Raw genomic sequence first — 24,568 nt, 5'->3', positions numbered from 1 at the left:
GAACTTATCATGCAAAAAATCACACTTTTTCGACCGCTTCAACCTGCGTTTACTTTAATTGAATTGATGATCGTTATTGCGATTATTGCTATGTTAGCGACTATTGCCATTCCGTCATACAATTCATATACACAGAAGGCTGCGTTATCTGAATTATTGCAGGCTTCAGCTTCATATAAATCTGATGTCGAACTCTGTATTTATAACACAGGAGCATTGACTAACTGCTCGGGCGGTTCAAATGGTATTCAAGCGAATAAAACTGCCATCAGTGAAACTAAATATTTGAGTTCTATTAGTGTGACTAATGGAGTCATTACAGTAACAGGAAAAGGAGCAGTAAATGGATATGGTTATAGTTTAACGCCGAGTTACAGTAATAATACGATTAGTTGGTCTGCAAGTTGTTCGGGCAAAGATACCGGCTTATTTCCTGCTAATTTCTGTTCTGCTAAGCCACAAACTACACCAAATGGCTAGTTGAATCATTGAGGAAATTGAGATGGAATATGTTGTAACCGATTTAAATAGCCAAGTGTTATTTGAAATCTCGGCAGAACAATGGCAGAAAAATTGCAATGATAAGCAAATTTTATTGCGATATTTAGCTGTGCCTTTGCAGGAAGATGAAAATATATTATGGCTGGCAATTGATGATATGCAAAATCTTAGCGCTTGTGAGATCTTTGCTTTTATTGCACATAAACAAATTGAACCTGTTTTGATTTCCTCTGATGAATTAAAATTTTTACTTAATGCTCTTTCTCCTGAGCAGAATATACAACACAGAGAAATGTATGAGGGAAAAGCGGAATATTACAGCTTAAATGAAAATGAGCAACACGATATTCATGACCCGATCATCCAAATTTTAGATGCCCTTTTTAAATTCTGTTTACGGAAAAATGCCTCAGATATTCATTTAGAGCCACAAAAAGAGAAATTACGTGTGAGGTTGCGTATTGATGGGGTTTTGCATCTGTATAAGACTTTTTCACAAAGTTTATCCAGCCGCATTATTTCACGTATTAAATTATTGGCAAAACTAGATATCAGTGAAAGTCGACTGCCACAAGACGGACAATTTCATTTTAAAACACAGTTGGCGGAAACCTTAGATTTTCGTGTTTCCACACTACCTACCCATTGGGGTGAAAAAATCGTCCTCAGATTACAGAAAAATAAACCTACTCATTTTGATTTTCTGGATCTCGGTTTTAGCGAAAGCCAAAAAAACACCTTACTGAACGCATTACAGCAGCCACAAGGTTTAATTTTAGTTACCGGCCCAACGGGGAGCGGTAAAAGTATCACGCTTTATAGTGCTTTGAGATATTTAAACAGTAATGAAAAGCATATTTTAACAGCAGAAGATCCGATTGAAATTGAAATCGAGGGGGTTATTCAGACCCAAGTTAACCGTGGGATTGAGCTGGATTTTAGCCAGCTTTTACGCACATTTCTCCGACAAGATCCGGATGTCATTATGCTAGGAGAAATTCGCGATGAGGAGAGTGCAGAAATTGCTCTTAGAGCGGCACAAACTGGGCATTTAGTGCTTTCAACCTTACATACCAATGATGCTCCTTCAGCCTTTGAACGTTTATTGCAGTTAGGCATAAAAGAGTATGAATTAAAAAATTCACTTTTGTTAGTGGTGGCACAACGTTTATTACGACGACTTTGTGTGAAATGTTGTGGAGCGGGCTGTGAACATTGTTATCAAGGATATAAAGGCAGAATTGGCGTTTACCAACTGTTTAGTCGAACGGCAAAAAATTTTGAAAAAATGACCGCTTGTTTAGATTTCGAAAGTTTGCAGGAAAGTGCAAAGGAGAAATTAGCAGCAGGAAAGACCAATCAAGCTGAAATTTTAAGGGTATTGGGGAATGCTTAAAATTTATGAATACCACTGGAAAGCCGTTGATCGTTTTCAGCAAAAACGTTACGGCAAGCAACTGGCAGATAGTCGGATAGCGTTAGAAAATTACCTGATTGCTAAGGGATATCATCAAATTCGTATCAGTCGTAATTTTGTGCTGTCGCAAAATCCAAAAAAGGAAGATGTAAGTCAGTTTTTATCGCAACTTGCTTTATTGGTTAATTCCGCTATTCCGCTTAAACAAGCGTTATCTATGATTTTACAAAATTGCCATAATATCCGGCTTTATCAATGGCTGGCTGAGTTAATTCAATTCATTGAACATGGCTATACTTTTTCCCAATCGCTACAAAAGTTAGATAAATTTATTACGAACCAAGAAATCCAATTGATAAGAATGGGGGAGCAGAGTGGGAAGCTAAGTATAATTTTGACAAATTTAGCTAAAAGTCGAATGAAATCAGAAAGGCTTGCGAAAAAAGTGAAGAAAATTTTATTTTATCCTGTAATTGTGTTGGTGATTTCACTCGCACTTTCTATCGGTTTATTGGTGTTTATTGTTCCACAATTTGCCGAGCTTTACGGCTCAAAGGCAAAAAGCTTACCTTTTATTACAGATGTGCTATTTGGGCTTTCCCGTTTTTTGCTAGAACATAAAATAAGTTTACTGGTTCTGCTGCTACTAGCGGTTATTTTTTTCCTGTTTTTTGCAAATAAACTTAAATTCTGGGGGCTACTAAAAATGCGATTACTGTCTGCTATGCCTATATTTAGCAAGATTATTGCACATTCCCGCATTATATTTTTCAGCCAAAACCTTGCTCTGATGCTCAATGCTCATATTCCGTTGGAAATGGCATTAAATTCATTTTTATCTGAAAAGAGTGATGATCCAATTTTACAATATGAAGTTCAATTTATGCTGGATTTATTAAAGCAAGGTTATCGATTTTCAGAAGGCATAAATCCAACAGTGTTTGGCTCGGATTTGGTGCAAATGATAGATATTGGTGAGAAAAGCGGTAATTTGGCAAAAATGGGCGAGCATATTAGCGAGATTTATCAGCATAAACTAGATTACCAAATAGACATTCTCTCCCAATTGTTAGAGCCTGTGCTGATGTTAATTATGGGAGTGATTGTCGGCACTATTATTATCGGGCTGTATCTACCAATTTTTGATATGGGTAATCTCATGGAGTAGAGTATGTTGATATTGTGCTCAATTTTTGCGGCATTTTGGCTGAAGGCTGAAATACGCAAATTTGCGATTCGAACCAATAAACAGATTTATCAAGATATGGTCTCATTAATTAATCTTGATTTTTCAGAACAACATTTTTTGGCGGAGTCGCAACTTAAGCCCCAACAAAGCCAATGGGAGAATCTCTTTTTTGGGCTTTTTCCGTTGATAACTTTATTTTCCGAAAGCCCGATGGTTGCTGGCATTTTTATTTCGCTTTGTTTTCTATCGCTACTGGATATCTGCTATTACCTTGCCGATCTGCGCGCGATTATTTTGATCTTCCTACTGGTTTTGGTGGAAACGCTAACTAACTTTCATAATGAAACCCTGCTTTTTACCCTCTTATTTTGCATCTTTATCACCATTTTTTCACAAATTATGTTTAAAAAAGAAACTTTCGGTTCAGGTGATATGCTACTGTTATGTGCGTTATCTCCCCTGTTTGAGTCGGAAAAAATGCTGTTGCTGATGTTAATTGCAAGCCTGTTTGGAATTTTTACTTATGGGCTTTATTGGCGATGGCATAAGAAAAAACTTGAAAAACTGCCTTTTATTCCCTTTATCAGTGTTGCAACGGTGATTGTATATTTAACTTGAAAATATAATTTATGGCTTATAAAATTGAGGGTGTTATAATTTATGAAAGAGCTTAACTTAGACGATCCTACTTTCAAATGGGAGTTATTAGTTACCGATTGCTTCTATTTTTGGTTATGTGAGCAAGACAAAGGTACGAAAAATTGTATATTGTCGGCTTTGGAGAGATTGAGGCTTTTTGGCCCGTATCTTGCTAGACCTTACGCAGATCATATAAAAGGATCTAATTATAAAAATATGAAGGAATTGCGTGTACAGTATCAGGGAAAAGTTATAAGAGCTTTCTTTGCTTTTGATCCACTCAGAAAAGCAATAGTACTCTGTGCTGGGGATAAAAGTAATGACAAATTATTTTATGAAAAAATGCTTAAATTAGCGGATAAGGAATTTAAAAATTATTTAGCTAGTTTGGAGGAATAAATGGCTAATAAACTAAGAACATTAGATGAAGTAATTGCTGAGCTACCACAGGATCAGCAAGATGAAATACATCGAATGGCGGAAGAACTGATTTTAGAAGCTGGGCTTTCTATGCTGCGTGAAGATCTGGAAATTTCTCAAAAAGAGCTGGCGAAGGCATTGGGTGTTTCACAGCCGGCAGTTGTTCAGATGGAACAGAGAGGTAATGATATTAAACTCTCTACCTTAAAGCGTTATGTGGAAGCGATGGGTGGCAAGCTAAGTCTTGCGGTGCAAATGCCGACAGGTAACAGCCGTATTTTCAGAATTTAAGGAATCTTATGAGCTATGTTGTAGGGCTAACCGGCGGAATCGGCAGCGGTAAAACCACAGTTTCTAATCTCTTTGCCGAGCTAGGTGTGGAAATTATTGATGCGGATATTATCGCTCGTCAAGTAGTGGAAAAAGGCTCACCTTTATTGGCAAAAATTGCAGAGCATTTTGGTCAACAGATTTTAACCACTGAAAAAGAGCTAAACCGCACTGCACTTCGCCAAATTGTGTTTAATAATGAAGCAGAAAAAACGTGGTTGAATAATTTACTCCACCCGGCCATTCGTGAAGAAATGGTAAAAAAATTGGCAGAATCAACCGCTTGTTATGTGATTTGGGTGGTTCCACTTTTAATTGAAAACAAGCTCACCGAATTTTGCGACCGCATTTTAGTAGTCGATGTTCTGCCTGAAATTCAGTTAGAACGAGCAGCTAAGCGAGATCAAAACAAAATAGAGACCATTCAAAAAATTATCGCAGCCCAAGTTAGTCGCGAAGAACGATTAAGCTATGCTGATGATATTATTGAAAATAATGAACCACTTGAACAAGGCTTAGTAAAAATTCAGCAACAGGTGGAAGCATTGCATCAGCAATATTTAGAATTCGCTAAAAATAAGGAACCACAATGTCAGAAACAATAGTAAATTGCCCAACTTGTGAAAAAGCAGTTGTGTGGAATAGAGAGAGTAAATACCGCCCGTTTTGTAGTGAGCGTTGCCAACTCATTGATTTGGGCGATTGGGCAGCGGAAAAACACACTATTGCCAGTGTTGAAGATGAGGTATTTAGTGAGGAATTAGAACGTTATTAGGCTAAGCGAAGTTAGCAGAAAAACGGGCTAATTCTTGCCAAATTTCATCACTAAATTCTTGTTTTACTTTACGCTCAAGTTCAGCTAATTGTTGGATAAGAGCATAAAGTTTTTTATAGCTTAAGCGTTGGACAACTTGAGTGTAGAAAGGGCGGCGGTTTTGCCAAATTTTCAAGCGGTCAAATTCTTGGCGTAAATTACCACTAAATAACGGCTGATTGCTTGCGTTTATTGGTGCTGGAGAGCGTGTGATTTCAAGTAAAATCATTAGCTCTTTTTGCACAATTCTTAATAAAACTACTGCTTGCACATCTTCATTTTGTAGATGTTGCAAGATGCGTTGAGCTCTTCCGATTTTTCCTTCAAATAAAGCATCTATCCATTGAAATGGGGTGAATTGTGCTGAGTGTTCAACAATTTCTTGAGCGCGGTTGAGGTTAATTTTCCCATCTGGAAAGCGTAATTGAAGTAGTTGCAATGCTTGCTTTAAGGCTAGTAAGTTCCCCTCGTAGCTGTAGCAAAGGAGTTGATTCGCTTCATTTTCGAGGCTTAAATTCATTGCTTTTGAGCGGTTAGAGAGCCATTGAGGTAATTTCCCTATTTCTGGTGTTTGGCAGTTTATCTGTATTAACTGTGGCTCAATTTGGTTAAACCAAGCTTGTTTTTCCATTGTTTTGGAAAATTTAGGCAAATGAATGATCAAAATTAGATCACTATGGCTTAAAGCACAGAACTCCGCAAGTTGTTTAAATTGTGTGGAAGTAGGAGATTCCGGGAAATTAAATACGATGATTTGACGTGTAAAAAATAGCCCGATAGATTGGGCTGATTCAAAAAGAGCTTCCCAGTTAGTTTCATTATTAATGTTAACTTCTTGTTTTTCATCAAACCCTTGAGAGCGTGCGGATTGTATGATGAGGTCTTTTGATTCATTAACTAAAAGAAGATCACTGCCTGTAAGTAAATAAAAAGGCTGTAATCCTTTCTCTAGTGTGAGTTGAATAGTTTCCGGGAAGATCTTTTGCATGATAGGCTCTAAATAACCCCTCTTTTTTGAAGAGGGGATAAGTTATTTCGCTTGTGAAAGTGCTTTTTTTAAGCTCGCCATTTTGATAATCAATTGGCGAGAGGCTTGTTCATACATATCTTTCATAATCATCTCTTTTTCTGCTGATTTTGCCAACGCGGCACGAGAATCATCAAAGAATGTACGATGTACAGAAACTTCTAATGGATATTGCCCTTTATTTGGAATATCCGCAATGGCTTCGACATTTAGAGTCAGGATTTTTTCCGCTTCACGAGCTTGTTTAAACACAGAAACCACTTTGCTGTCTGTTGATGTTGAAACAAGACGTAGCTTTGTAATGTTGGCATTACTTGGCACTAATTTCACATCACTGAGTTGGAGCTGCGTGCGCAAAATACGAGACATTTCGCTATGCGGGTCGGCACTTTCAAATGTCAGTGTTCTGAGTGATTCAGGTAACACTTCATTATTTTTGAAATGCCATCCGCAGGCAGTTAATGTAAGGACAAAAACAATAGAGAGTTTTTTAATCATAGGTGTTTCCTTATATTCCCCCTCTTGAATCAAAGAGGGGGAGAGGAGATTTATTATGCTTTAACCGCAAAGCTTAACATTTTAAATGGAATGTAGATTTCTTTGACAATTTCTTGACCGTCTAAGAATTTCGCCACATTCGCATCGGCTTTTGCGATTGCTTTGACTTCATCTTCGGTTGCAGTAGCAGAGACGGTAATTTTACCGCGTACTTTACCGTTTACTTGTACTACAACGAGTTTTTCATCTTCTACCATTGCCGCCTCATCCGCTTGAACCCAAGGGGCGAAGTCAATGGTTTTTTCATTACCAAGCGCTTGCCATAATTCAAAACAAATATGCGGTGTGATTGGGTAGAGCATACGCACAACCGCACTTAAAGCTTCTGCCATCACAGCTTTATCTTGATCTGATTCAAGAGGTGCTTTAGTTAGCTTGTTCATTAATTCCATCACGGCAGCAATAGCTGTGTTGAATGTTTGGCGGCGCCCAATGTCATCAGACACTTTAGCAATGGTTTTATGCACATCACGGCGTAGCTCTTTTTGTGTTTTGGTTAATGCATTCACATCTAAGCCAACAGTTGCCGGATTTTGTGCATATTCATACACTAAATTCCACACACGACCTAAGAAACGTTTAGCACCTTCCACACCAGACTCTTGCCATTCAAGCGTCATTTCTGCAGGCGATGCGAACATCATAAATAAGCGAACGGTGTCTGCACCATATTTTTCCACCATCTCTTGTGGGTCGATACCGTTATTTTTCGATTTCGACATTTTGGTCATACCGCTGTGAACCAATTCACGCCCTTCAGGATCGGTTGCTTTAATGATTCTACCTTTCTCATCACGCTCTAAAGTCACTTGTGTTGGGCTGACCCAAATACGCTCGTTAGTTGGGCTGGTGTAGTAGAACGCATCGGCAAGTACCATACCTTGACAAAGCAGCTTGGTTGCCGGTTCGTCAGAATTTAAAATACCTGCATCACGCAATAATTTGTGGAAGAATCGGAAGTAGAGCAAGTGCATTGTAGCGTGTTCGATACCGCCAATATATTGATCCACCGGCAACCAGTAGTTTGCTTCGTCAGCATCTAACATTCCTTCATGATATTGCGGGCAAGTGTAGCGTGCATAATACCAAGACGATTCCATAAAGGTATCGAAAGTATCCGTTTCACGCAGAGCAGGTTTGCCGTTATAACTGGTTTTTGCCCATTGTGGATCAGCCTTAATTGGGCTTTTTACGCCGTCCATTACCACATCTTCAGGCAGAATTACTGGTAAATCTTGAAGTGGAACGGTGACGACTTCCCCCTCTTCGGTTGTCATCATTGGAATTGGAGCTCCCCAATAACGTTGGCGAGAAACACCCCAGTCACGCAGACGGAAATTCACTTGGCGTTTGCCCACGCCCATAGACTCTAATTTATCGGCAATCGCATTGAATGCAGCATCAAATTCTAAACCGTCAAATTCAGCAGAATTCACTAATTTACCGTGTTCAGTATAGGCCGCTTTGCTGAAGTCCCATTCTGAGCCATCAAGCGGTTGAATTACCTGATTAATTTGCAAATAGTATTTTTGTGCGAACTCAAAGTCACGTTCATCGTGAGCAGGTACAGCCATTACTGCACCTGTTCCGTAGTGCATTAATACAAAGTTAGCAACCCAAACCGGCACTTCTTTGCCTGTTAATGGATGGATAGCAAACAAGCCTGTCGCCATGCCTTTTTTCTCCATTGTGGCTAATTCTGCTTCTGCCACTTTGGTGTTTTTTGCCTCACGGATAAATTCCGCAAGGGCAGGGTTATTTTCTGCCGCTAATTCTGCTAATGGGTGAGCAGCTGCTACCGCTACATAACTCACGCCAAAGAACGTATCTGGTCGAGTGGTATAAACAGGCAATGTTGCGTTTGAACCTGCGATTTTAAAGGTGATTTCCACCCCTTCTGAACGCCCGATCCAGTTACGTTGCATGGTTTTAACTTGATCCGGCCATTGTGGTAAGTTATCTAAGCAATTTAATAATTCTTCTGCATAGTCGGTAATTTTGATAAACCATTGTGGAATTTCACGCTGTTCTACAGGGGTATCACAACGCCAGCAACAGCCTTCGTGTACTTGTTCGTTCGCAAGCACGGTTTCATCGTTCGGACACCAGTTTACCGTTGAGGTTTTTTTATACACTAAACCTTTTTTATAAAGCTCGGTGAAGAACCATTGTTCCCACTTATAGTATTCAGGACGGCAAGTGGTCACTTCACGATCCCAATCGTAAGAAAAGCCCAACATTTTGAGCTGACCTTTCATATATTCGATATTTTCATACGTCCATTTTGCCGGTGCGGTATTGTTTTTCACAGCAGCTCCTTCTGCCGGTAAACCGAACGCATCCCAACCCATTGGTTGAAGTACGTTTTTGCCGATCATACGCTGGTAGCGTGAAACCACATCGCCAATGGTATAGTTACGCACGTGCCCCATATGTAATTTGCCTGATGGATAAGGCAACATTGACAGGCAATAATATTTCTCTTTGGTAACGTCTTTGACCGCTTTAAAAACTTTATTTTCTGCCCAATAGTGCTGAACTTTCGGTTCAATTTCACTTGGGTTGTATTGTTGTTGCATAAAATCTAACCTTGCTTTGAATTAGTTAAAAAATTGCTGTGATGATACCGCAAAACAGGGCTTTTTTGAATGGCAAGCGGTCTAATTTGCACGGTTTTTTGCAGATTTTTGCGATCTGCTTCGAAAAATATTAAATGGTAAATGAGAAAATCTAGAACTTTGATTATTATATTCTAATATATATTGTAACTACAAAAAGTGTTGATTTGATTGAGTGATGATGTTATAACTGATGAGGTTCATCGCAAATGAAATTGGAATATGATGAGCAAAAAAGTATAAAAAATACCTTAGAAAGAGGGCTTCCTTTCTCACTGGTGCAGAATTTTGAATTTGATACTGCATTTATTAAACAAGATTTACGCAATGAATACAGTGAAATCAGGTATCAAGCTTTAGGACTAATTGAAAATCGACTTTACGCATTAGTATTTTGTTTAAGGAATGGTGCTGTTAGGGTGATCAGTTTTAGAAAAGCCAATTCAAGAGAGATTATAATTTATGAAAAAAACAGACAATCAGATAATAGATAATGAAAATCCGGAATGGACACAGGCAGATATTGATAATGCTTTGGCATTCCAACAAATGCCAGAACAACTTCAATCCTTGGTGCTACAATCCCAAGCCAAGAAAAGGGGCAGACCTTTAAGTCAAAGCAAAAAAGTGAGTGTAACGATTCGTTATTCATCAAACGTTATTGACGCTTTTAAGGCGACAGGTAAAGGCTGGCAAAGTAGAATGAATAAGGTGTTGGAAGATTATATTGCTCAGCATTGAATTAAGAAAAGTAGGAGATACATTATGAATGTTAATAATGTAAGAGTTTATAGTCCAATATTATCTAGTGATAATTTAGACTATTTAATATGGTATGCTAAGTATAAAAATAGGCTAAAAGAAGCGATTCAAATCAATTTGGATAATTGTACGATCCAAAGAATGGAAAGGTTAGATAAAAATTCTACTGTTGAAGATATTAAGAAATTAGGGCTATATCCTTTATATAAGATACTTACCGAGTGTCCAAATATATTAATTTCTGCTTTAGGTATAAATGAAATGCCTGGCTGTTATATCTCTAGAGCGAGAGAGGCTTATAACTTATTTTGTAAAAAATTTATTCCTAGTTATGTTGACGATCCTAATGCAACGAATAAACTATTTAATGTTGAGGAAGAAAAAATAATATTTAGAGATCTTCCTGTAGATACACAAAAAGCATTAGGATGTTTTTATTTACCATATTTATTAATACAGTATATCTATAAGTATAACTCGGGACAATCTGGTTTAGATAAATTCAGGCATTATTTATATGGGGTTATCCATTATTTAGATATGGTGTCAGCTTTTGAATTAGAATTGGCAAAATATGCCTTTTGGGAAATTAATGATAAATCAGTAATTCATACTTTATCAAGTGAAATAAAGGAAAGACGAAAAAGAATAAGAAAAAATTTTGTGAAAGAAAGGAATTCATTAAATTCAATCAGAGCTGCCTGTCTTAATTCTGCAATGGATACATATTGGATAAGAAGTATTTGTTTTGGGACTGATGAAAGAGAGGTTATTTTGAATGGATATACTATTTGTGAACATTGGCTAGCAACTAATGATGATAAACTCTATATTATAGCTAATGATATAAAGCCCGTCCAAAGCATAAATGGGTTTGGATATATTATAGAATCTGTAAGAGAAAAAGAGTTACTAGAATTTTCTTATTGGAAGGAAGTTGATAATTTATCTTCAAATGTGTTAAATGATAGAAAATATTTATCTGATAGTCAATTTGATATAAAAATTGAAAATATCACAGAATCAATTTCTCAATTGGATGATGCATTGGAAAAATATTTTCGGAATTTAACAGTTAGAAGCCAACCTGATTAAGATTGGCTTCTATGTAGTATAACAGACTAGACTGTGATAATCTCAGTTCCACCCATATAAGGTCTTAACACCTCTGGCACAGTAATTGATCCATCAGCATTTTGGTAGTTTTCTAAAACTGCCACAAGTGTACGACCTACCGCTAAACCTGAACCGTTTAAGGTATGTACTAAACGAGTTTTCTTGTCACCTTTCGCTTTACTGCGGGCAGACATTCGGCGGGCTTGAAAATCCCACATATTTGAGCAAGAAGAAATTTCGCGGTAAGTGTTTTGCGCCGGTAACCAAACTTCTAAATCGTAGGTTTTAGCTGCTCCGAATCCCATATCACCAGAGCAGAGTAGCATTTTGCGGTATGGTAAGCCTAAAAGTTGTAACACTTTTTCAGCGTGGCCGGTTAATTCTTCTAAGGCTTCCATTGATTTTTCAGGAGCTACAATTTGCACCAGTTCCACTTTTTCAAATTGGTGCATACGGATTAAACCACGCGTATCACGTCCGTAAGAACCGGCTTCTGCTCGGAAGCACGGTGTGTGGGCGGTGTAGCGTAGTGGCAATGTGTCTTCATCAATGATTTCATCACGCACTAAGTTCGTTACCGGTACTTCTGCCGTTGGAATTAAGCCGAATGGGCGTTGTACTTCGTTTGGATCTTGTCCCATCAATGGCTGCGTGTGGAATAAATCTTCACCAAATTTCGGTAACTGACCAGTGCCATAAAGGGTATCGTGGTTCACTAAGAATGGTACGTTAGTTTCTACATAGCCGTGTTGTTCGGTGTGTAGATCTAACATAAATTGTGATAAGGCGCGGTGTAAACGGGCTAATTTGCCTTTCATTACCACAAAACGGCTTGCGGTTAATTTTACGCCGGCTGCAAAGTCTAATCCGTCTAAGTTTTCGCCTAAAGCCACGTGATCTTTCACTTCAAAATCAAATTGACGAGGCTCACCCCAGCGGGCAACTTCTAAGTTTTCGCTATCATCTTTGCCGATTGGCACTTCCTCTGCCGGTAAGTTTGGTACAGATAAAAGCAAATCGCGGATTTCATTTTGTACTTTGTCTAATTCAGCTTTGGCACTATCTAACTCACTACCCATTGAATCTACTTCGGCTAATAGGGCTGAAATATCTTCACCACGTGCTTTTGCCGCACCGATATTTTTCGAACGAGCATTACGTTCTGCCTGCAAGGTTTCGGTTTTCACTTGCAAGGTTTTACGTTGTTCTTCAAGAGTTTTTACGCGTTCTACATCTAAAATAAAGTTACGTTTAATTTTGAGAGTTTGGGCAACTTCTTCTAGGTTTGTACGGAGCAGATTTTGGTCGATCATTTTATGTTCCTTAATTTAGAAAATTGGGTTTTATTTACACTCTTCCACAAAGGGAAGAAGGGTATTTACCCACGATTTGCATTTTTCATAATACGTTGTTTAGCAACTTGCCATTCGCGGTCTTTAATATCCTCGCGTTTATCGTGCAATTTTTTACCTTTAGCTAAACCGATTTTAACTTTCACCCAGGCATTTTTCCAATACATTGATGTTGCAACTATGGTATAGCCTTCACGGTTTACTTTACCGAATAGGGAGTCTAACTCGCGTTTATTGAGCAACAGTTTGCGGGTACGGGTTGGATCTGAAACAATATGGGTAGATGCCATATTCAGTGGTGTAATCATCGCCCCGAATAAAAAAGCTTCTCCGTTGCGGAAAATGACATAGCTATCGCCGATATTCACTTTACCTGCACGTATCGCTTTAACTTCCCAGCCTTGTAGTTCAAGCCCTGCTTCAATTTCATCTTCAATAAAATATTCGTGTCTGGCACGCTTATTTAGCGCAATCGTATTGGATGCTACTTTTGGTTTTTTTGCCATAATCTTTAAAATTGTCAGAAAAATTCTTTAGATTTTACCTCAAACCGTTTGAACAGTGAACCACAAAACCACTGCAAGCGGTTGATTTTAGCGAAAGATTTGCAAATTTTTAGCAAAACTGCACCGCTTGCTATCTAAAAATGCTATTCAAATCGATCTGCCAATAAAAATTGTAAGACCGAATCCATGCGTAAATGGGGAATAGATTGATTAAATTCCAACGGTTTAGGTTCAAATTGGTCGAACTCGAAACGGTTAAATTGCCAGTAGTTTTTATCCGGTAAGCGGCTTGGTACTGAGCCGGGGTAGAGAGTAACTTGTTTTTTATCGCTGGAACGAATACCTCGGATCGCTTTGATTGTTTTACCATTTTGAGTCACGTTCACTGCATCTGTTGATTGAATGGCGGAAATAGCTAAATAGCCGGTTTCGATACCATCAAATTCGGCAAAGAGACCGCCTTCTTGTACTAATTGTCGCATCAGACTTTCCAAATTCGGGAGTTGATCGCTGGTGATATGGTCTGCTTTGGTTGCAATAAAGAGCAGTTTATCTATATTGGATGAAAACAGGCGGTGGAACAGCGAACGATTGCCGTAATGAAAATGTTTGAAAAGCTGCTGTAAGCCTAGTTTCATTTCCATAAATTCATGATAGCCATAGTTTAATGGGGTTAGGCAATCGGCAAGAATCACTTGTCGATCAAATTGAGAAAAGTAGTCTTCATAAAAAGGTTTCACAATTTTTTGCTGATAATGTTGATAGCGTTTTTTCAGGGTGTGGAATGTGCTGTTTTGATCACTTTGTTCTAATTTTTCCCATTCCGATTCGCTTAAATTCAGCAGCGGAAAAAATTGGAATACCGGTGCCCCTTTGGCATGTTCGGTTGGTAGCACAAAACGACCCGGTTGAATGTATTGCATTCCTCGAGCTTTGCATTCAAGCAAATAGTTGGTGTAGGTTTGGCTGAGTTCGGCAAGTTGATTTTCATCGGCTTTTGCAAAAAGATCGAGATTTTTGACCGCTTGTAGCCACGGTTGAGCAAGCTCTGCACGCTCCTCTTTATGCACGGTTTGTTGGGTTTGAGACCATTCTTTAAATGAGAGTGAAAGCAGTGGTAAATCAAGCAGCCATTCTCCGGGATAGTCAAAAATATCTAAATAAAGCGTACCGGTTTCTTTAATGTGACGAAGTATAGAATGTTGGCGTTGGTAGCGAATCGCAAGGCGAATTTCGCTAATACCTGTGGTGGAATCCGGCCAGCGTGGCGGTTGTGTTTCTAAACATTGGCGGTTTTTGTCATATTCAAATCGAGGAATAGTCAGATCACCTTGCTCAATACGTTTGACAGAGAGAATTTGTCCTTGTCTGGCAGGGGCAAACAGATTTAAATGTGGGTTACCGTTTTTGTTGATATGCAGAAGTTGATCGACAAAACTGGTAATAAAAGCAGTTTTACCACTGCGGCTTAAACCTGTTACCGCAAGGCGTAAGTGGTTGTCTAGCCCACGTTGGACAAAGTTATTGAGTTTATGTTGAATTTTAGAAAACATTTTGCAAAATTTATTGATAAAATAACCGCTTGATTATACAACGTTGTGATGTGGTGTGAAATGAAAAACCAAAATCAAGCTGAAATTGAGCTAAAAATCATGCTGGATCAGCAAAATGTACCCTTAATTAAAAATTGGCTGAAAACGGCAACTGACTTTCCGTGCCTTTCTCATAGGTGCGATTTGCTCGGTAATACTTACTATGATACACCGAAGCTGTTTTTTGCTTCGCAGAAAATGGGGTTGCGTGTGCGAGCGCAAAATCGTGAATTTGAGATAACGCTAAAAACTAAAGGAAATATTGTGGGGGGCTTGCATATTCGCCCGGAATATAATTTGCCTTTGCCCAATAATCAGCCTGATTTTCTGGCGTTGGTTGAAAAGTTTGATTTACCGTTTGAGAGTGCTGATGAAATTGCACAGAACTTACAAGCGATTTTTAGTACCGATTTCACTCGTCAAACTTGGTTATTCCAAGTGGGCGCATCTCAAATTGAAGTTGCTCTCGATCAAGGATTAATCAAAAATCAATTCTCACAAGAGCCTATTTGTGAACTGGAGTTTGAAATCAAACAAGGTGAACTGGCTGATCTTTTTGCTTTGGTGGAGGCAATACCAAAAGCAGATGGTATGTGGCTAAGTAATTTAAGCAAAGCACAGCGTGGCTATTTGAGTGGACAAGCGGTTAAATTTGAACAAGAAATTGCAAAAGCCTTACAAGGTGAGAATAGCAAGAAATTAGAACAATTATTGGCTGATTTTATTCGTATAGCGGATGAAAAAGCAGATGTTATTGAACGTTTTAATCAATGTACTCATCAAAATTTAATCTCTTGGAAGCATGCTAGAGAATGGGTAAAAAGTAAAAATTACCTGATTTCTGGTTTGGCGGATTTAAAAACCATAATTTAGCATAAAGCCACAGATTGATGTCTGTGGCTTTTTCTTATTTTACAATTTCAAATTCTAGACCTTTAAAAATGTAGTCATTAATTTGAATTTCCATTTTATATTTACCGATTGGGTCAGTTTTATCAAAACCCCAGCAGCGGTTTACGTTTTGGTTTCCCATATTATTGATTTCAGTCACAATAGTGTGATTCTTTTTATCTGGAGATGAATCAATTTTTGAGCCTGGTGAAACTAAAGTTAGGGTATTAGGTGCATAGAAAGCTTCAACTACCATAGCTTTATTTTGTACAGGAAGATTGACGCTACTCCAACATAGTCTACTCTGTTTTTTGCTGATAGAAAGTGTATTACCGGTAATTGGTCTGGCAATTTGACTACTAATATCGAAAACTTGTAATACAACACTCGGTTTACCCTCAAACGGCTTAGGCTCGGTTACTTTTTTTTCTGCTGCAGCAGTACTGTAATTAGCTGCAAGTGATAAGGTAAGTGCTATCCATAATTTATTCATTTTTTGTCTCCGGGGTTTGATACTGTTGGCGTAATTTATTGGCGATAAGCTGAATTGCTTCTCCGGCACTTACACCTTCTGCCATCAGTTTTTGAATTTCTTCCACAGCAGCTTGTTGCTGTTCGTGCGTGAGTGATAGAAGTGAATTATCCATACAATCCTCGTGTTTGTCTAATAGTATTGCGTAAAGTTCCAGTCAAAAAATGTAAAGAGTCGCTGCCATTGCTCATCAAGCGGTGCGATTATCTCAATTTTTTGCAAAGTTTTTGGGTGCTGAAAGTGCAAACTGTATGCGTGCAACATCAAGCGATTGACATTCGCTTTTTCTGATAAAGCCCGATTTTGGTGCAAGTCTCCGTATTTTGAATCCCCTATAATCGGGTGAAACAAGTGTTTAAGATGGCGGCGAAGTTGGTGCTTTCTACCTGTTTTTGGAAATAGTTTCACCAAGCTATAACGAGCGGTTTGATGTTTTCCTGCCGCATAAGGCATTTCAACGGTAGCTAAGCCTTTATAATCGGTAATTGCTTCTTGAGCCTCTTTTTCTTGCGAAAATTTATCTGCGATTTTATCTAAAATCACCTTTAGCGGATAATCAATGCGAGCTTCGCCTTGTAAATATCCCCGTACAATGGCTAAATAGCTTTTCTGTACTTTATGTTGCTCAAATTGCTCACTCATTAAACGTGCAGTTTCGCTGTTTAAGGCAAAAAGCAGAACGCCTGAGGTAGGGCGGTCTAAGCGATGAATGGGGAAAACATGTTGCCCGATTTGATCTCGTAAGGTTTGCATCGCAAACACCGTTTCGTGTTTGTCTAACCAAGAACGGTGTACCAGCATACCTGCGGGCTTGTTAATAGCGATGAGTTCATCATCGTGGTATAAAATCTCTAATGTCATAATATGTTAAGTATAAGCGTAATTTATCAAATCTCCTCTAACCCCTCTTTGCTAAAGAGGGGAATTAGATCCCATAATCCATTAATTCATTTTTCTAAAATCAATTTTAAAGTAGCCAGATAAACTCAATATTTTCTCTGAATGATCTCCCTCTTTAGCAAAGAGGGGAAGGGGAGATTTGGCAGAATAAATTGGCGAAGTGAGGGATAAATTAATCTTTCAGCAACATTTCCAATTTTAATATAGGCCCACAAATCGCTTGCAAATACACTTCATTTTTCAATGCTTCTTCCAAATAAGGCGTTATCGCAAAGTTACGCGGTAATTCGGCATTAGCATCTAAAAGTGCTTGCATTCTTGGAAGAAAAATCCATTGTAGCCATTGGGTAGGGCTTAAGGTTTCTACACAGAAAGGTTGTGGATTTGCCATCGCTTCAATGCTTGGGGGAGTGCTTTCCCAAAGATGGTGTAAACGCATCGTAATTTCTAAATCAGATAAATATTGTTTAACTTGGGATTTCATCTTAGTTTCGTCTTGTTAAATTTTGTTTTTTGGGTTAAAACTATGGCTAGTTTAAAAGAGCGGATTCTACCACTCAATCTTATTTCTCTCTAGGAATTTATATGCAAAACATAAAAGATAGCCAACCGACTATTTTACAAAAAATCGTACAAGATAAAGCCATTTGGGTCGCACAAAAACAGCGAAATTTTCCGTTAACTGAATTTCAACAAAAAATTACCCAAAGCGATCGAGATTTTTATGCCGCATTAGCGAAAGGAACTCACCAAGTACCGGCCTATATTTTAGAATGCAAAAAAGCCTCGCCATCGAAAGGTTTAATCCGTTCGGATTTCAATTTAGATACCATCGCACAGATTTATTCAAAATATGCCGCTGCAATTTCAGTGCTGACTGATGAGCAATATTTCCAAGGAGATTTCCGCTATATTGACCAAGTTAAACGCCAGACTACGCAGCCGATTTTGTGTAAAGATTTTATGATTTCATCCTATCAAGTCTATCTTGCCCGTTTTTATAATGCGGATGCGATTTTATTAATGCTTTCGGTGGTAGATGATGAAACTTACCGTGAACTGGCAGACTTGGCACATTCTCTCGGTATGGGTGTGTTGACTGAAACCAGTACCGAATCGGAATTTGAGCGGGCGTTAGCGTTGGGGGCGAAAGTGATTGGCGTGAATAACCGCGATTTACATACTCTTACCATTGATATGAACCGGATTACCCGCTTGGTAGAAAAATATCAAAGCCAAATTCCGTCCGATGTTTGTTTGATTTCCGAATCGGGTATTAGCGATCATAATCAAGTGAAGAAGATCAAACCTTACGCCCACGCCTTTTTGATCGGCAGTAGCTTGATGGGCAATACGGATTTAGATAATGCAGTGCGTGCAGTGATTTTCGGGGAAAATAAAGTGTGCGGTTTGACTCGTGTGCAAGATATTCAGGCTGCTTATGCACAAGGGGCGTTATATGGTGGTTTAATTTTTGCCGAAGGCTCACCACGCCAGCTTTCGTTACGTCAAGCACAGGAATTGGTAGTGAATGCACCGCTGCGTTATGTGGGCGTTTTCCAAGATCAAGCGGTTGAATTTGTCGAAAAAATTGCAAAACAGTTAGGTTTATTTGCAGTTCAATTACACGGTTCGGAAGATGAGTCTTACATTGAGTTGCTTTCTGAAAAACTAGGCGAGAGTATCCAGATCTGGAAAGCTCTATCGATAGATATTGAGGCTGAAACTTTTGATTTTAATGATAATGCTAAAGTAAGCCGTTATGTGTTAGACAGCAAAAGTGGCTCACAACAAGGCGGCACAGGCAAGACCTTTGATTGGTCACTTATCCCTCCACAACTCAAGCAAAAAGCGTTATTAGCGGGGGGAATCAAGCTAGAGAATATTGAAGCAGCGTTAGCACAAGGTTGCTTAGGACTGGATTTAAATTCCGGCGTTGAAAGTGCCAAAGGTGTAAAAGATTTGACAAAATTGACCGCTTGTTTTGAGAAAATTATTCAAGCCTAGTTTTTCAAATTGAATTACTTTATGCTAGAATTGTATCAGCATAAATCATTTACTAATAATAAACGAGGATTAAATATGGGAACTTTTGGTTATTCAATGATGACAGTTGTAGGCGCTCTCGGTATGATCGTATTCATTGCCTATAATATTTTCTAATATTTATGTTATTGATTTAAAACACGGAAAATCTTCAGGTTTTCCGTGTTTTGTTTTGGGGATATGATGACTAAATTAACTTTTGCTTCACTTGCTTTTAATGGGACTAATACACCGATTTCCGAGCAGTTTGATGATATTTATTTTTCTACCCAAGATGGCTTGGCAGAAAGCCACTATGTATTCCAACAAGGAAATCAACTTTGGGAAAAATGGCAAACTCATCCAAGAGAAGCCTTTGTTATTGCTGAAACAGGTTTTGGCACCGGATTGAATTTTTTGGCGGTGGCAGAGAAATTCCATCAATTTAGAGCTGAGTTTCCGCATAGTATCCTGCAACGTCTTTATTTTATTTCTTTTGAAAAATACCCTTTAACAGCGACGCAATTGCAACACATTCATCAAAATTACCCACAATTTGCAAAAAATTCACAAATTTTGACCGCTTGCTGGCAGCCTCGTCAAGTTGGGTGTCAGCGTTATCATTTTGAACATATCTATCTGGATATTTGGTTGGGTGATATGGCGGATAATTTACCTCAATTAGGCGATCTTTATAACAATAGCATTGATGCTTGGTTTTTAGACGGCTTCTCACCGGATAAAAACCCTGAAATGTGGAACGAAAATTTGTATCAGCAGATGTTTCGTTTAAGTTGTAACGGCGGCAGTTTTGCCACTTTTACTGCCGCAAGTGCGGTGCGTAAAGGCTTGCAAGCGGCTGGATTTCATGTTTATAAGCGAAAAGGATTTGGCAAAAAACGGGAAATGCTTTGGGGCGAAAAACCGCTGGAAAGTGTAATAGCCCCGCTCAAATATCCTTATTTTTATGGAAAAAATGAGTGCGAGCAAAATGATATTGCCATTGTTGGTGGGGGAGTGGCGAGCTTTTTTGTGGCATTGTCTTTATTGGAAAAAGGCAAAAAGGTAACGCTTTATTGTCAAGATGAAGCTTTGGCAATGAATGCTTCGGGAAATTTACAAGGGGCGATTTATCCGCAGTTAAGCGATGATGATGAACGCAATGTGCGCTTTTATATCCACAGTTTTGATTATGCTTTGCAACGATTAGCCCAATTAGAAAATTTGATTGAGTTTGAGCATGATCTTAATGGTGTCGTGCTGTATGCCTATAATGAGAAAACCGCGAAAAAATTAGAAAAAATGGCTGAGCAGACAGCAGATGACACACTGTTAAAATTGTGTACTGCAGAGGAACTGAGCGAAAAATTAGGTTTAACGGTACCAAACGGTGGGGCATTTATTCCTCAAGGCGGATGGTTATCGCCGGTGCAATTTGTGCGTGCCGGTTTTGCTTTATTAGCAAGAAGAGGCTTGAAGATTGTATTAAACCACAAGGTGGAAAATGTAACCTTTGATGAAGGTAAATGGCATTGGACTACCCATGGCGAAACTTTCTGTCATCAAACACTGGTCTTAGCAAATGGGCATACCTTAAATGAATTTAATCAAGCAAACGGCATTCCGCTCTATCCGGTACGAGGGCAGGTAAGCCATATTCCAACCAATAGCCGGTTGCAAAAATTAAAATGTGTTATTTGCTATGACGGTTATCTAACGCCTATGTCGAAAGCAGGGAGCCATTGCATTGGAGCCAGCCACTTGCGTGATAATTCAGAAGCCCATTTTAGTATGGAAGAGCATCAGGAAAATATGGCAAAACTTCAGCAAAATTTGACCGCTTGTGAATGGACACAAGGTATTGATTTATCTCAACATTCAGCTAAAGTTGGTATCCGGGCTGCACTGAGGGACCGTGTGCCAATGGTCGGTATTGTACATCATTTTGAGCAGCAAAAATTACAATATGCCAATTTGTATAATCAATTAAGACGAAAACAAGCGGTCGAAAATGCGGAAATTTTTGCAAATTTATATATGGTCAATGGGTTGGCTTCTCGTGGTTTAACAACAGCACCATTATTAGGCGAACTGCTGGCAAGCCTAATTGCTAACGAGCCTGTGCCAATAAGCGAAGATATTTGGCATAACTTAAGCCCAAATCGTACTTGGCTAAGAAAATTACTGAAAGGATCAACCGTTGATTAAAAAGAACCCCGAGATAATCGGGGTTTCGTTTTAGCGGATAATACCACGTGTTGAGCGTTTGAAAAATTGCAAGAAAATCGCAACTGCCGGCTCGGTAGCAGCAAGTTGCTCAATTTCTGTCAAGCACTCTTCTAATGTTTTACCGCTAGAATAAATCAGTTTGTAGGCTTTACGAATAGCATGGAGCGTTGGTTTATCAAACCCTCTGCGTTTTAAGCCTTCAAGGTTAATACCAAATGGGCGGGCGTGGTTGCCCTGTGCCATTACGTAGGGTGGTACATCTTGACTAACCATTGAGCCACCGCCAAGCATAACGTGTGAACCTACCACTACGAATTGGTGGATGGCAGACATACCACCAACAATGACGAAATCATCTAGCGTTACATGACCTGCAAGGGTACCGTTATTGGCAATAATACAACGATTACCGATAGAGCAGTCGTGGGCAATGTGGGTATTGATCATAAATAAGTTATCATCCCCGATTTTAGTCACTCCACCACCTTGGACAGTACCGCGGTGGATGGTTACACTCTCACGAATACGGTTACGATTCCCGATCACCACTTTGGTCGGCTCACCTTGGTATTTTAAATCTTGATTAATTTCACCAATGCTGGCAAATTGGAAAATATGGTTATCTTCACCAATTTCAGTTACACCGTTGATCACTACATGTGAGTGAATTTTCGTTTTTGCTCCAATTTTGACATCTTTGCCAATCACAGAAAATGGCCCGATCTCAACTTGAGCACCAATTTGAGCACCATCTTCAACAATAGCAAATGGGCTAATTTTAGCAGTTGAATCAATTAGACGCATAGCTTGCTTGCTCCCTTAGGCTGAAATGAATTATTTACGACGAGCACACATTAAGTCTGCTTCGCAAACTAATTTGCCATCAACAAATGCTTTACCGGTAAATTTAGTAATGCCACGTACTTCTTTTAAAAACTCAACTTCAAGTTCTAGTCTGTCTCCCGGTACAACTGGACGTTTGAAACGGGCATTATCAATAGCAGCAAAGTAATAAAGCTCATCTTCACTTAATTTTCCGTAAGTTGCAACGGCTAATACTCCGGTCGCTTGTGCCATCGCTTCAAGAATTAATACACCCGGGAAAATCGGTGCATGTGGGAAGTGACCCGTAAAGCAAGGCTCATTAAAACTCACGTTTTTGATTGCTTTTAGCCATTTCCCCGGTTCGTAGTCTGTTACACGATCTACTAATAGGAATGGATAACGGTGAGGTAACATACCCATAATTTCAGTTACTTCAATAATTCTTGCTTCACGATTTTCGGTTGTAATTTCTGTCACTTTAAAGACCTCTAAGTAAAAACTAATCGTTAAAACGTTTTTCTAACGATTTTAAGCGTTTGTTCATTTCATCAATATTCATTACTAAAGCAGCTGTTTTTCGCCATTCTTTATTGGTTTGTAATGGAATACCTGATGAGTAAATTCCTTTTTCTGTAATTGGGCGCATCACCATTCCCATACCGGTAATAATGGCTCCATCACAGATTTCCATATGTCCGTTGATAACACTTGCACCACCAATTTGGCAGAAACGACCAACTTTTAAACTTCCTGCCATAATTACACCACCGGCAACAGCTGTACCAAAGCCGATGTGAACATTGTGTGCAATTTGGCAAAGATTATCAATAATAACATTATCTTCGATTACAGTTGGATCTAATGCTCCGCGGTCAATACAGGTACAAGAGCCGATTTCCACCCGATTACCGATAATCACACCACCTGTTTGTGGTATTTTAATCCATTGTCCTTTATCGTTAGCGTAACCAAAACCATCACTACCGATAACTGCCGAAGATTGAATCAAACAGTCTGAACCGATTTGCACGTTATGGTATATAGAAACATTTGCCCAAAGTTGGGTTCTTGCTCCAATTTTACTGTTTTTACCAACAAAGCAGCCTGCACCGATAATAACATCATCACCTAATTCCACACCACTTTCAATGACAGCATTAGCAGCGATGGAGACATTATTACCTAATTTCGCATCCGGAGAAATAACAGCATTCGGATGAATTCCGTTTGCAGCTTTAGGAGTAGAATCCATATATTGTGCTAGTTTAGCATAAGCTACATAAGGATTATCTACAATAATCAGATTCTGATCTTCACGGCAAAATTCAACATCAGCCGGGCTTACAATAATGGCTGCTGCATTACAAGCGGTTAAATTTTCCCGATATTTTGCATTTGAAATAAAGGTAATTTGCGAGCTGCCAGCTTTATCTAAAGCCGCAATACTTTGAATAGCCAAATCGGCGTTACCCTTAAGAGTACCGCCGATATGCTCCGCCAAATCAATTAAACGGAAATTTGCCATTATTTTTTCACTTCTTCTGGTTTAGATTCTTCCGCCTTTGCTTCAGCCGGTTTTTCTGTTGCAGGTTGTGCTTCAGGTGCCGGTTTCTCGACTTTAATTTCAGGGTGTTTTTTTACGATCGCTTCAAGTACTGCTTCGGTGATATCTTTACTTTCATCTTCAGCGTATAAAGCTACTTGTGGTTGAAGCACTAAAGTATAACCTTTAGATTTTGCAATTTCTTTGATAGTTGCATTAACTTCGTCTACTGCTTGTTTTTGCGCATCTTGTGGATTTACGCCACCGTTTTCTTTGTTAGCTTGTTCAATTTTCTTTTGGAACTCATCAGCACGTTTTTGGAACGCTTCTGCTTTTTTAGCGAAATCGGCTTCACGTTTTTGGATAGCAGAAACTTTATTTTGGAACGCATCTGCTTCTTTTTGGATAGCAGTTTGACGAGCTTGAATCTCTTTTGAGCGTAAGCGTGGGGCTTCTTTTTCTAATGCCGCTACTTTTTTCTTGATAGAGGCTTCTACCGCTTTTTGTTCATTTTGTAGCTTTTGTGCATCCGCATTGATTTTGTCTCGTTCTGCGGTTAAGGTTTTATTTTCTTCTGCTAATTTTTTATCCTCTTCAGCAAATTTTACTTGGCTTTCTTTCATGAATTTATCAAATTTTGCAGAGGCATCTAATAATACCGGGTGGTTTTGTAATACATATGCAGGGTCAACAAAGCCGATCGTGTCAGCTGCAGTTGCCATTCCTGTTGCAGTGCTTAAAGCGACAGTTAACGTTGCAATTTTAAATAGTTTCTTCATGTT

The 24,568-nt window shown here is 38.8% G+C and carries 29 protein-coding genes; 15 read left to right on the top strand and 14 right to left on the bottom strand.

All coding sequences use genetic code 11. The annotated features are described in order from the left end of the window. The first annotated feature begins 9 nt into the window (after positions 1–9). The 8 genes from A4G16_RS05275 to yacG are packed head-to-tail and all read left to right on the top strand — an operon-like array spanning position 10 to position 5,271. Positions 10–480 (top strand): pilin, encoded by a 471-nt coding sequence (locus tag A4G16_RS05275; RefSeq protein ID WP_165889003.1) that lies wholly within the window; start codon positions 10–12, stop codon positions 478–480. Positions 481–502: 22 nt separating this feature from the next. Then, complete coding sequence (locus tag A4G16_RS05270; protein ID WP_165889002.1) at positions 503–1,897, top strand: GspE/PulE family protein; 1,395 nt, start codon at positions 503–505, stop codon at positions 1,895–1,897. Next, positions 1,890–3,086, top strand: coding sequence for a type II secretion system F family protein (locus tag A4G16_RS05265; protein ID WP_165889001.1), 1,197 nt, complete (start codon positions 1,890–1,892; stop codon positions 3,084–3,086). The genes A4G16_RS05270 and A4G16_RS05265 overlap by 8 nt, the downstream gene beginning before the upstream one ends. A gap of 3 nt (positions 3,087–3,089) precedes the next feature. After that, positions 3,090–3,725, top strand: coding sequence for a prepilin peptidase (locus tag A4G16_RS05260; RefSeq protein WP_165889000.1), 636 nt, complete (start codon positions 3,090–3,092; stop codon positions 3,723–3,725). A 42-nt stretch (positions 3,726–3,767) separates the two neighbouring features. Continuing rightward, positions 3,768–4,145: a type II toxin-antitoxin system RelE/ParE family toxin gene (locus tag A4G16_RS05255; protein WP_165888999.1), complete on the top strand. Its 378-nt coding sequence runs from the start codon at positions 3,768–3,770 to the stop codon at positions 4,143–4,145. Next, positions 4,146–4,457 carry a helix-turn-helix domain-containing protein gene (locus A4G16_RS05250; RefSeq protein WP_165888998.1) on the top strand — a complete coding sequence of 104 codons (312 nt, stop codon included), beginning with the start codon at positions 4,146–4,148 and terminating at the stop codon, positions 4,455–4,457. It begins immediately after the preceding gene. A gap of 8 nt (positions 4,458–4,465) precedes the next feature. Then, positions 4,466–5,101: a dephospho-CoA kinase gene (gene coaE / locus A4G16_RS05245; protein ID WP_165888997.1), complete on the top strand. Its 636-nt coding sequence runs from the start codon at positions 4,466–4,468 to the stop codon at positions 5,099–5,101. Then, a complete protein-coding gene (gene yacG, locus A4G16_RS05240; protein ID WP_165888996.1) occupies positions 5,086–5,271 on the top strand; it encodes a DNA gyrase inhibitor YacG in 186 nt (61 codons plus the stop codon). Before coaE ends, yacG begins: the two co-directional genes overlap by 16 nt. A gap of 1 nt (position 5,272) precedes the next feature. On the opposite strand, the gene holA is transcribed toward yacG, so the two are convergent. The 3 genes from holA to leuS are packed head-to-tail and all read right to left on the bottom strand — an operon-like array spanning position 5,273 to position 9,474. Then, complete coding sequence (gene holA, locus A4G16_RS05235) at positions 5,273–6,298, bottom strand: DNA polymerase III subunit delta (protein WP_165888995.1); 1,026 nt, start codon at positions 6,296–6,298, stop codon at positions 5,273–5,275. Positions 6,299–6,340: 42 nt separating this feature from the next. Next, on the bottom strand, positions 6,341–6,835 hold the full coding sequence (gene lptE / locus A4G16_RS05230) for an LPS assembly lipoprotein LptE (RefSeq protein ID WP_165888994.1): 495 nt from the start codon (positions 6,833–6,835) through the stop codon (positions 6,341–6,343). A gap of 53 nt (positions 6,836–6,888) precedes the next feature. Further along, the gene (gene leuS, locus A4G16_RS05225) at positions 6,889–9,474 is read right to left on the bottom strand and encodes a leucine--tRNA ligase (protein WP_165888993.1); all 2,586 of its coding nucleotides are present in this window, start codon (positions 9,472–9,474) and stop codon (positions 6,889–6,891) included. Between the two features lie 248 nt (positions 9,475–9,722). On the opposite strand from leuS, the gene A4G16_RS05220 reads away from it, so the two are divergent. Genes A4G16_RS05220 through A4G16_RS05210 form a run of 3 tightly spaced genes read left to right on the top strand, consistent with a single transcriptional unit; the run spans position 9,723 to position 11,370 of the window. Further along, complete coding sequence (locus A4G16_RS05220; protein ID WP_165888992.1) at positions 9,723–10,007, top strand: BrnT family toxin; 285 nt, start codon at positions 9,723–9,725, stop codon at positions 10,005–10,007. Further along, entirely contained in the window at positions 9,976–10,254 is a 279-nt protein-coding gene (locus A4G16_RS05215; RefSeq protein WP_165888991.1) for a BrnA antitoxin family protein, read from the top strand. Before A4G16_RS05220 ends, A4G16_RS05215 begins: the two co-directional genes overlap by 32 nt. A 24-nt stretch (positions 10,255–10,278) precedes the next feature. Then, positions 10,279–11,370 carry a hypothetical protein gene (locus tag A4G16_RS05210; RefSeq protein ID WP_165888990.1) on the top strand — a complete coding sequence of 364 codons (1,092 nt, stop codon included), beginning with the start codon at positions 10,279–10,281 and terminating at the stop codon, positions 11,368–11,370. Between the two features lie 26 nt (positions 11,371–11,396). On the opposite strand, the gene serS is transcribed toward A4G16_RS05210, so the two are convergent. The 3 genes from serS to A4G16_RS05195 all read right to left on the bottom strand — a co-directional run bounded on the left by serS (position 11,397) and on the right by A4G16_RS05195 (position 14,802). Next, complete coding sequence (gene serS, locus A4G16_RS05205; RefSeq protein ID WP_165888989.1) at positions 11,397–12,704, bottom strand: serine--tRNA ligase; 1,308 nt, start codon at positions 12,702–12,704, stop codon at positions 11,397–11,399. A 65-nt stretch (positions 12,705–12,769) separates the two neighbouring features. Then, entirely contained in the window at positions 12,770–13,249 is a 480-nt protein-coding gene (gene smpB / locus A4G16_RS05200; RefSeq protein WP_027074427.1) for an SsrA-binding protein SmpB, read from the bottom strand. A gap of 143 nt (positions 13,250–13,392) precedes the next feature. Next, positions 13,393–14,802: a YcjX family protein gene (locus A4G16_RS05195; RefSeq protein WP_165888988.1), complete on the bottom strand. Its 1,410-nt coding sequence runs from the start codon at positions 14,800–14,802 to the stop codon at positions 13,393–13,395. Between the two features lie 60 nt (positions 14,803–14,862). Here A4G16_RS05195 and A4G16_RS05190 point away from each other — a divergent pair, with 60 nt between their 5' ends. Beyond that, complete coding sequence (locus tag A4G16_RS05190) at positions 14,863–15,714, top strand: inorganic triphosphatase (RefSeq protein WP_165888987.1); 852 nt, start codon at positions 14,863–14,865, stop codon at positions 15,712–15,714. A 34-nt stretch (positions 15,715–15,748) separates the two neighbouring features. Here A4G16_RS05190 and A4G16_RS05185 read toward each other — a convergent pair whose 3' ends face one another. From A4G16_RS05185 to A4G16_RS05170, 4 genes are all read right to left on the bottom strand, one after another. Continuing rightward, positions 15,749–16,225, bottom strand: a complete 477-nt coding sequence (locus A4G16_RS05185) for a hypothetical protein (RefSeq protein ID WP_165888986.1) — start codon at positions 16,223–16,225, stop codon at positions 15,749–15,751. Next, positions 16,218–16,379, bottom strand: a complete 162-nt coding sequence (locus A4G16_RS05180) for a YoaH family protein (protein WP_080686597.1) — start codon at positions 16,377–16,379, stop codon at positions 16,218–16,220. The genes A4G16_RS05185 and A4G16_RS05180 overlap by 8 nt, the downstream gene beginning before the upstream one ends. Before the next feature lie 17 nt (positions 16,380–16,396). After that, on the bottom strand, positions 16,397–17,125 hold the full coding sequence (gene truC / locus A4G16_RS05175) for a tRNA pseudouridine(65) synthase TruC (protein ID WP_165888985.1): 729 nt from the start codon (positions 17,123–17,125) through the stop codon (positions 16,397–16,399). Positions 17,126–17,336: 211 nt separating this feature from the next. Further along, on the bottom strand, positions 17,337–17,648 hold the full coding sequence (locus tag A4G16_RS05170; RefSeq protein WP_165888984.1) for a YqcC family protein: 312 nt from the start codon (positions 17,646–17,648) through the stop codon (positions 17,337–17,339). 101 nt (positions 17,649–17,749) lie between these two features. On the opposite strand from A4G16_RS05170, the gene trpCF reads away from it, so the two are divergent. From trpCF to mnmC, 3 genes are all read left to right on the top strand, one after another. Then, positions 17,750–19,171, top strand: coding sequence for a bifunctional indole-3-glycerol-phosphate synthase TrpC/phosphoribosylanthranilate isomerase TrpF (gene trpCF, locus A4G16_RS05165; RefSeq protein ID WP_165888983.1), 1,422 nt, complete (start codon positions 17,750–17,752; stop codon positions 19,169–19,171). A gap of 21 nt (positions 19,172–19,192) precedes the next feature. After that, positions 19,193–19,327: a hypothetical protein gene (locus tag A4G16_RS11015; RefSeq protein ID WP_257793002.1), complete on the top strand. Its 135-nt coding sequence runs from the start codon at positions 19,193–19,195 to the stop codon at positions 19,325–19,327. Positions 19,328–19,393: 66 nt separating this feature from the next. Then, a complete protein-coding gene (gene mnmC / locus A4G16_RS05160) occupies positions 19,394–21,397 on the top strand; it encodes a bifunctional tRNA (5-methylaminomethyl-2-thiouridine)(34)-methyltransferase MnmD/FAD-dependent 5-carboxymethylaminomethyl-2-thiouridine(34) oxidoreductase MnmC (RefSeq protein WP_165889905.1) in 2,004 nt (667 codons plus the stop codon). 30 nt (positions 21,398–21,427) lie between these two features. Here the strand turns inward: mnmC and lpxA are convergent, their stop codons facing one another. Genes lpxA through A4G16_RS05140 form a run of 4 tightly spaced genes read right to left on the bottom strand, consistent with a single transcriptional unit; the run spans position 21,428 to position 24,565 of the window. Further along, positions 21,428–22,222, bottom strand: coding sequence for an acyl-ACP--UDP-N-acetylglucosamine O-acyltransferase (gene lpxA, locus A4G16_RS05155; RefSeq protein WP_027074435.1), 795 nt, complete (start codon positions 22,220–22,222; stop codon positions 21,428–21,430). Between the two features lie 30 nt (positions 22,223–22,252). Further along, the gene (gene fabZ, locus A4G16_RS05150; protein WP_420704466.1) at positions 22,253–22,720 is read right to left on the bottom strand and encodes a 3-hydroxyacyl-ACP dehydratase FabZ; all 468 of its coding nucleotides are present in this window, start codon (positions 22,718–22,720) and stop codon (positions 22,253–22,255) included. A gap of 22 nt (positions 22,721–22,742) precedes the next feature. Beyond that, positions 22,743–23,768 carry a UDP-3-O-(3-hydroxymyristoyl)glucosamine N-acyltransferase gene (gene lpxD, locus A4G16_RS05145; RefSeq protein WP_165888982.1) on the bottom strand — a complete coding sequence of 342 codons (1,026 nt, stop codon included), beginning with the start codon at positions 23,766–23,768 and terminating at the stop codon, positions 22,743–22,745. Further along, positions 23,768–24,565: an OmpH family outer membrane protein gene (locus A4G16_RS05140; protein WP_165888981.1), complete on the bottom strand. Its 798-nt coding sequence runs from the start codon at positions 24,563–24,565 to the stop codon at positions 23,768–23,770. The genes lpxD and A4G16_RS05140 overlap by 1 nt, the downstream gene beginning before the upstream one ends. Positions 24,566–24,568 lie beyond the last annotated feature (3 nt).

The organism is Mannheimia granulomatis (genome assembly GCF_011455695.1).
Taxonomy (GTDB): domain Bacteria; phylum Pseudomonadota; class Gammaproteobacteria; order Enterobacterales; family Pasteurellaceae; genus Mannheimia; species Mannheimia granulomatis_A.
Note: the sequence above shows the minus strand (reverse complement) of the source record. Positions and strands in the feature narration are given on the sequence as shown.

What these genes read in the sequence shown, in the direction of transcription:
- A4G16_RS11015 (WP_257793002.1), top strand. Translation starts at nt 19,193, where the DNA reads ATGCTAGAATTGTATCAGCATAAATCATTTACTAATAATAAACGAGGA.
- smpB (WP_027074427.1), bottom strand. Translation starts at nt 13,249, where the DNA reads ATGGCAAAAAAACCAAAAGTAGCATCCAATACGATTGCGCTAAATAAG.
- A4G16_RS05270 (WP_165889002.1), top strand. Translation starts at nt 503, where the DNA reads ATGGAATATGTTGTAACCGATTTAAATAGCCAAGTGTTATTTGAAATC.
- A4G16_RS05250 (WP_165888998.1), top strand. Translation starts at nt 4,146, where the DNA reads ATGGCTAATAAACTAAGAACATTAGATGAAGTAATTGCTGAGCTACCA.
- lpxA (WP_027074435.1), bottom strand. Translation starts at nt 22,222, where the DNA reads ATGCGTCTAATTGATTCAACTGCTAAAATTAGCCCATTTGCTATTGTT.
- trpCF (WP_165888983.1), top strand. Translation starts at nt 17,750, where the DNA reads ATGCAAAACATAAAAGATAGCCAACCGACTATTTTACAAAAAATCGTA.
- A4G16_RS05140 (WP_165888981.1), bottom strand. Translation starts at nt 24,565, where the DNA reads ATGAAGAAACTATTTAAAATTGCAACGTTAACTGTCGCTTTAAGCACT.
- mnmC (WP_165889905.1), top strand. Translation starts at nt 19,394, where the DNA reads ATGACTAAATTAACTTTTGCTTCACTTGCTTTTAATGGGACTAATACA.
- A4G16_RS05190 (WP_165888987.1), top strand. Translation starts at nt 14,863, where the DNA reads ATGAAAAACCAAAATCAAGCTGAAATTGAGCTAAAAATCATGCTGGAT.
- serS (WP_165888989.1), bottom strand. Translation starts at nt 12,704, where the DNA reads ATGATCGACCAAAATCTGCTCCGTACAAACCTAGAAGAAGTTGCCCAA.
- A4G16_RS05215 (WP_165888991.1), top strand. Translation starts at nt 9,976, where the DNA reads ATGAAAAAAACAGACAATCAGATAATAGATAATGAAAATCCGGAATGG.
- leuS (WP_165888993.1), bottom strand. Translation starts at nt 9,474, where the DNA reads ATGCAACAACAATACAACCCAAGTGAAATTGAACCGAAAGTTCAGCAC.
- A4G16_RS05260 (WP_165889000.1), top strand. Translation starts at nt 3,090, where the DNA reads ATGTTGATATTGTGCTCAATTTTTGCGGCATTTTGGCTGAAGGCTGAA.
- A4G16_RS05255 (WP_165888999.1), top strand. Translation starts at nt 3,768, where the DNA reads ATGAAAGAGCTTAACTTAGACGATCCTACTTTCAAATGGGAGTTATTA.
- A4G16_RS05185 (WP_165888986.1), bottom strand. Translation starts at nt 16,225, where the DNA reads ATGAATAAATTATGGATAGCACTTACCTTATCACTTGCAGCTAATTAC.
- lpxD (WP_165888982.1), bottom strand. Translation starts at nt 23,768, where the DNA reads ATGGCAAATTTCCGTTTAATTGATTTGGCGGAGCATATCGGCGGTACT.
- A4G16_RS05265 (WP_165889001.1), top strand. Translation starts at nt 1,890, where the DNA reads ATGCTTAAAATTTATGAATACCACTGGAAAGCCGTTGATCGTTTTCAG.
- lptE (WP_165888994.1), bottom strand. Translation starts at nt 6,835, where the DNA reads ATGATTAAAAAACTCTCTATTGTTTTTGTCCTTACATTAACTGCCTGC.
- holA (WP_165888995.1), bottom strand. Translation starts at nt 6,298, where the DNA reads ATGCAAAAGATCTTCCCGGAAACTATTCAACTCACACTAGAGAAAGGA.
- A4G16_RS05220 (WP_165888992.1), top strand. Translation starts at nt 9,723, where the DNA reads ATGAAATTGGAATATGATGAGCAAAAAAGTATAAAAAATACCTTAGAA.
- A4G16_RS05195 (WP_165888988.1), bottom strand. Translation starts at nt 14,802, where the DNA reads ATGTTTTCTAAAATTCAACATAAACTCAATAACTTTGTCCAACGTGGG.
- A4G16_RS05210 (WP_165888990.1), top strand. Translation starts at nt 10,279, where the DNA reads ATGAATGTTAATAATGTAAGAGTTTATAGTCCAATATTATCTAGTGAT.
- A4G16_RS05180 (WP_080686597.1), bottom strand. Translation starts at nt 16,379, where the DNA reads ATGGATAATTCACTTCTATCACTCACGCACGAACAGCAACAAGCTGCT.
- coaE (WP_165888997.1), top strand. Translation starts at nt 4,466, where the DNA reads ATGAGCTATGTTGTAGGGCTAACCGGCGGAATCGGCAGCGGTAAAACC.
- A4G16_RS05170 (WP_165888984.1), bottom strand. Translation starts at nt 17,648, where the DNA reads ATGAAATCCCAAGTTAAACAATATTTATCTGATTTAGAAATTACGATG.
- yacG (WP_165888996.1), top strand. Translation starts at nt 5,086, where the DNA reads ATGTCAGAAACAATAGTAAATTGCCCAACTTGTGAAAAAGCAGTTGTG.
- A4G16_RS05275 (WP_165889003.1), top strand. Translation starts at nt 10, where the DNA reads ATGCAAAAAATCACACTTTTTCGACCGCTTCAACCTGCGTTTACTTTA.
- truC (WP_165888985.1), bottom strand. Translation starts at nt 17,125, where the DNA reads ATGACATTAGAGATTTTATACCACGATGATGAACTCATCGCTATTAAC.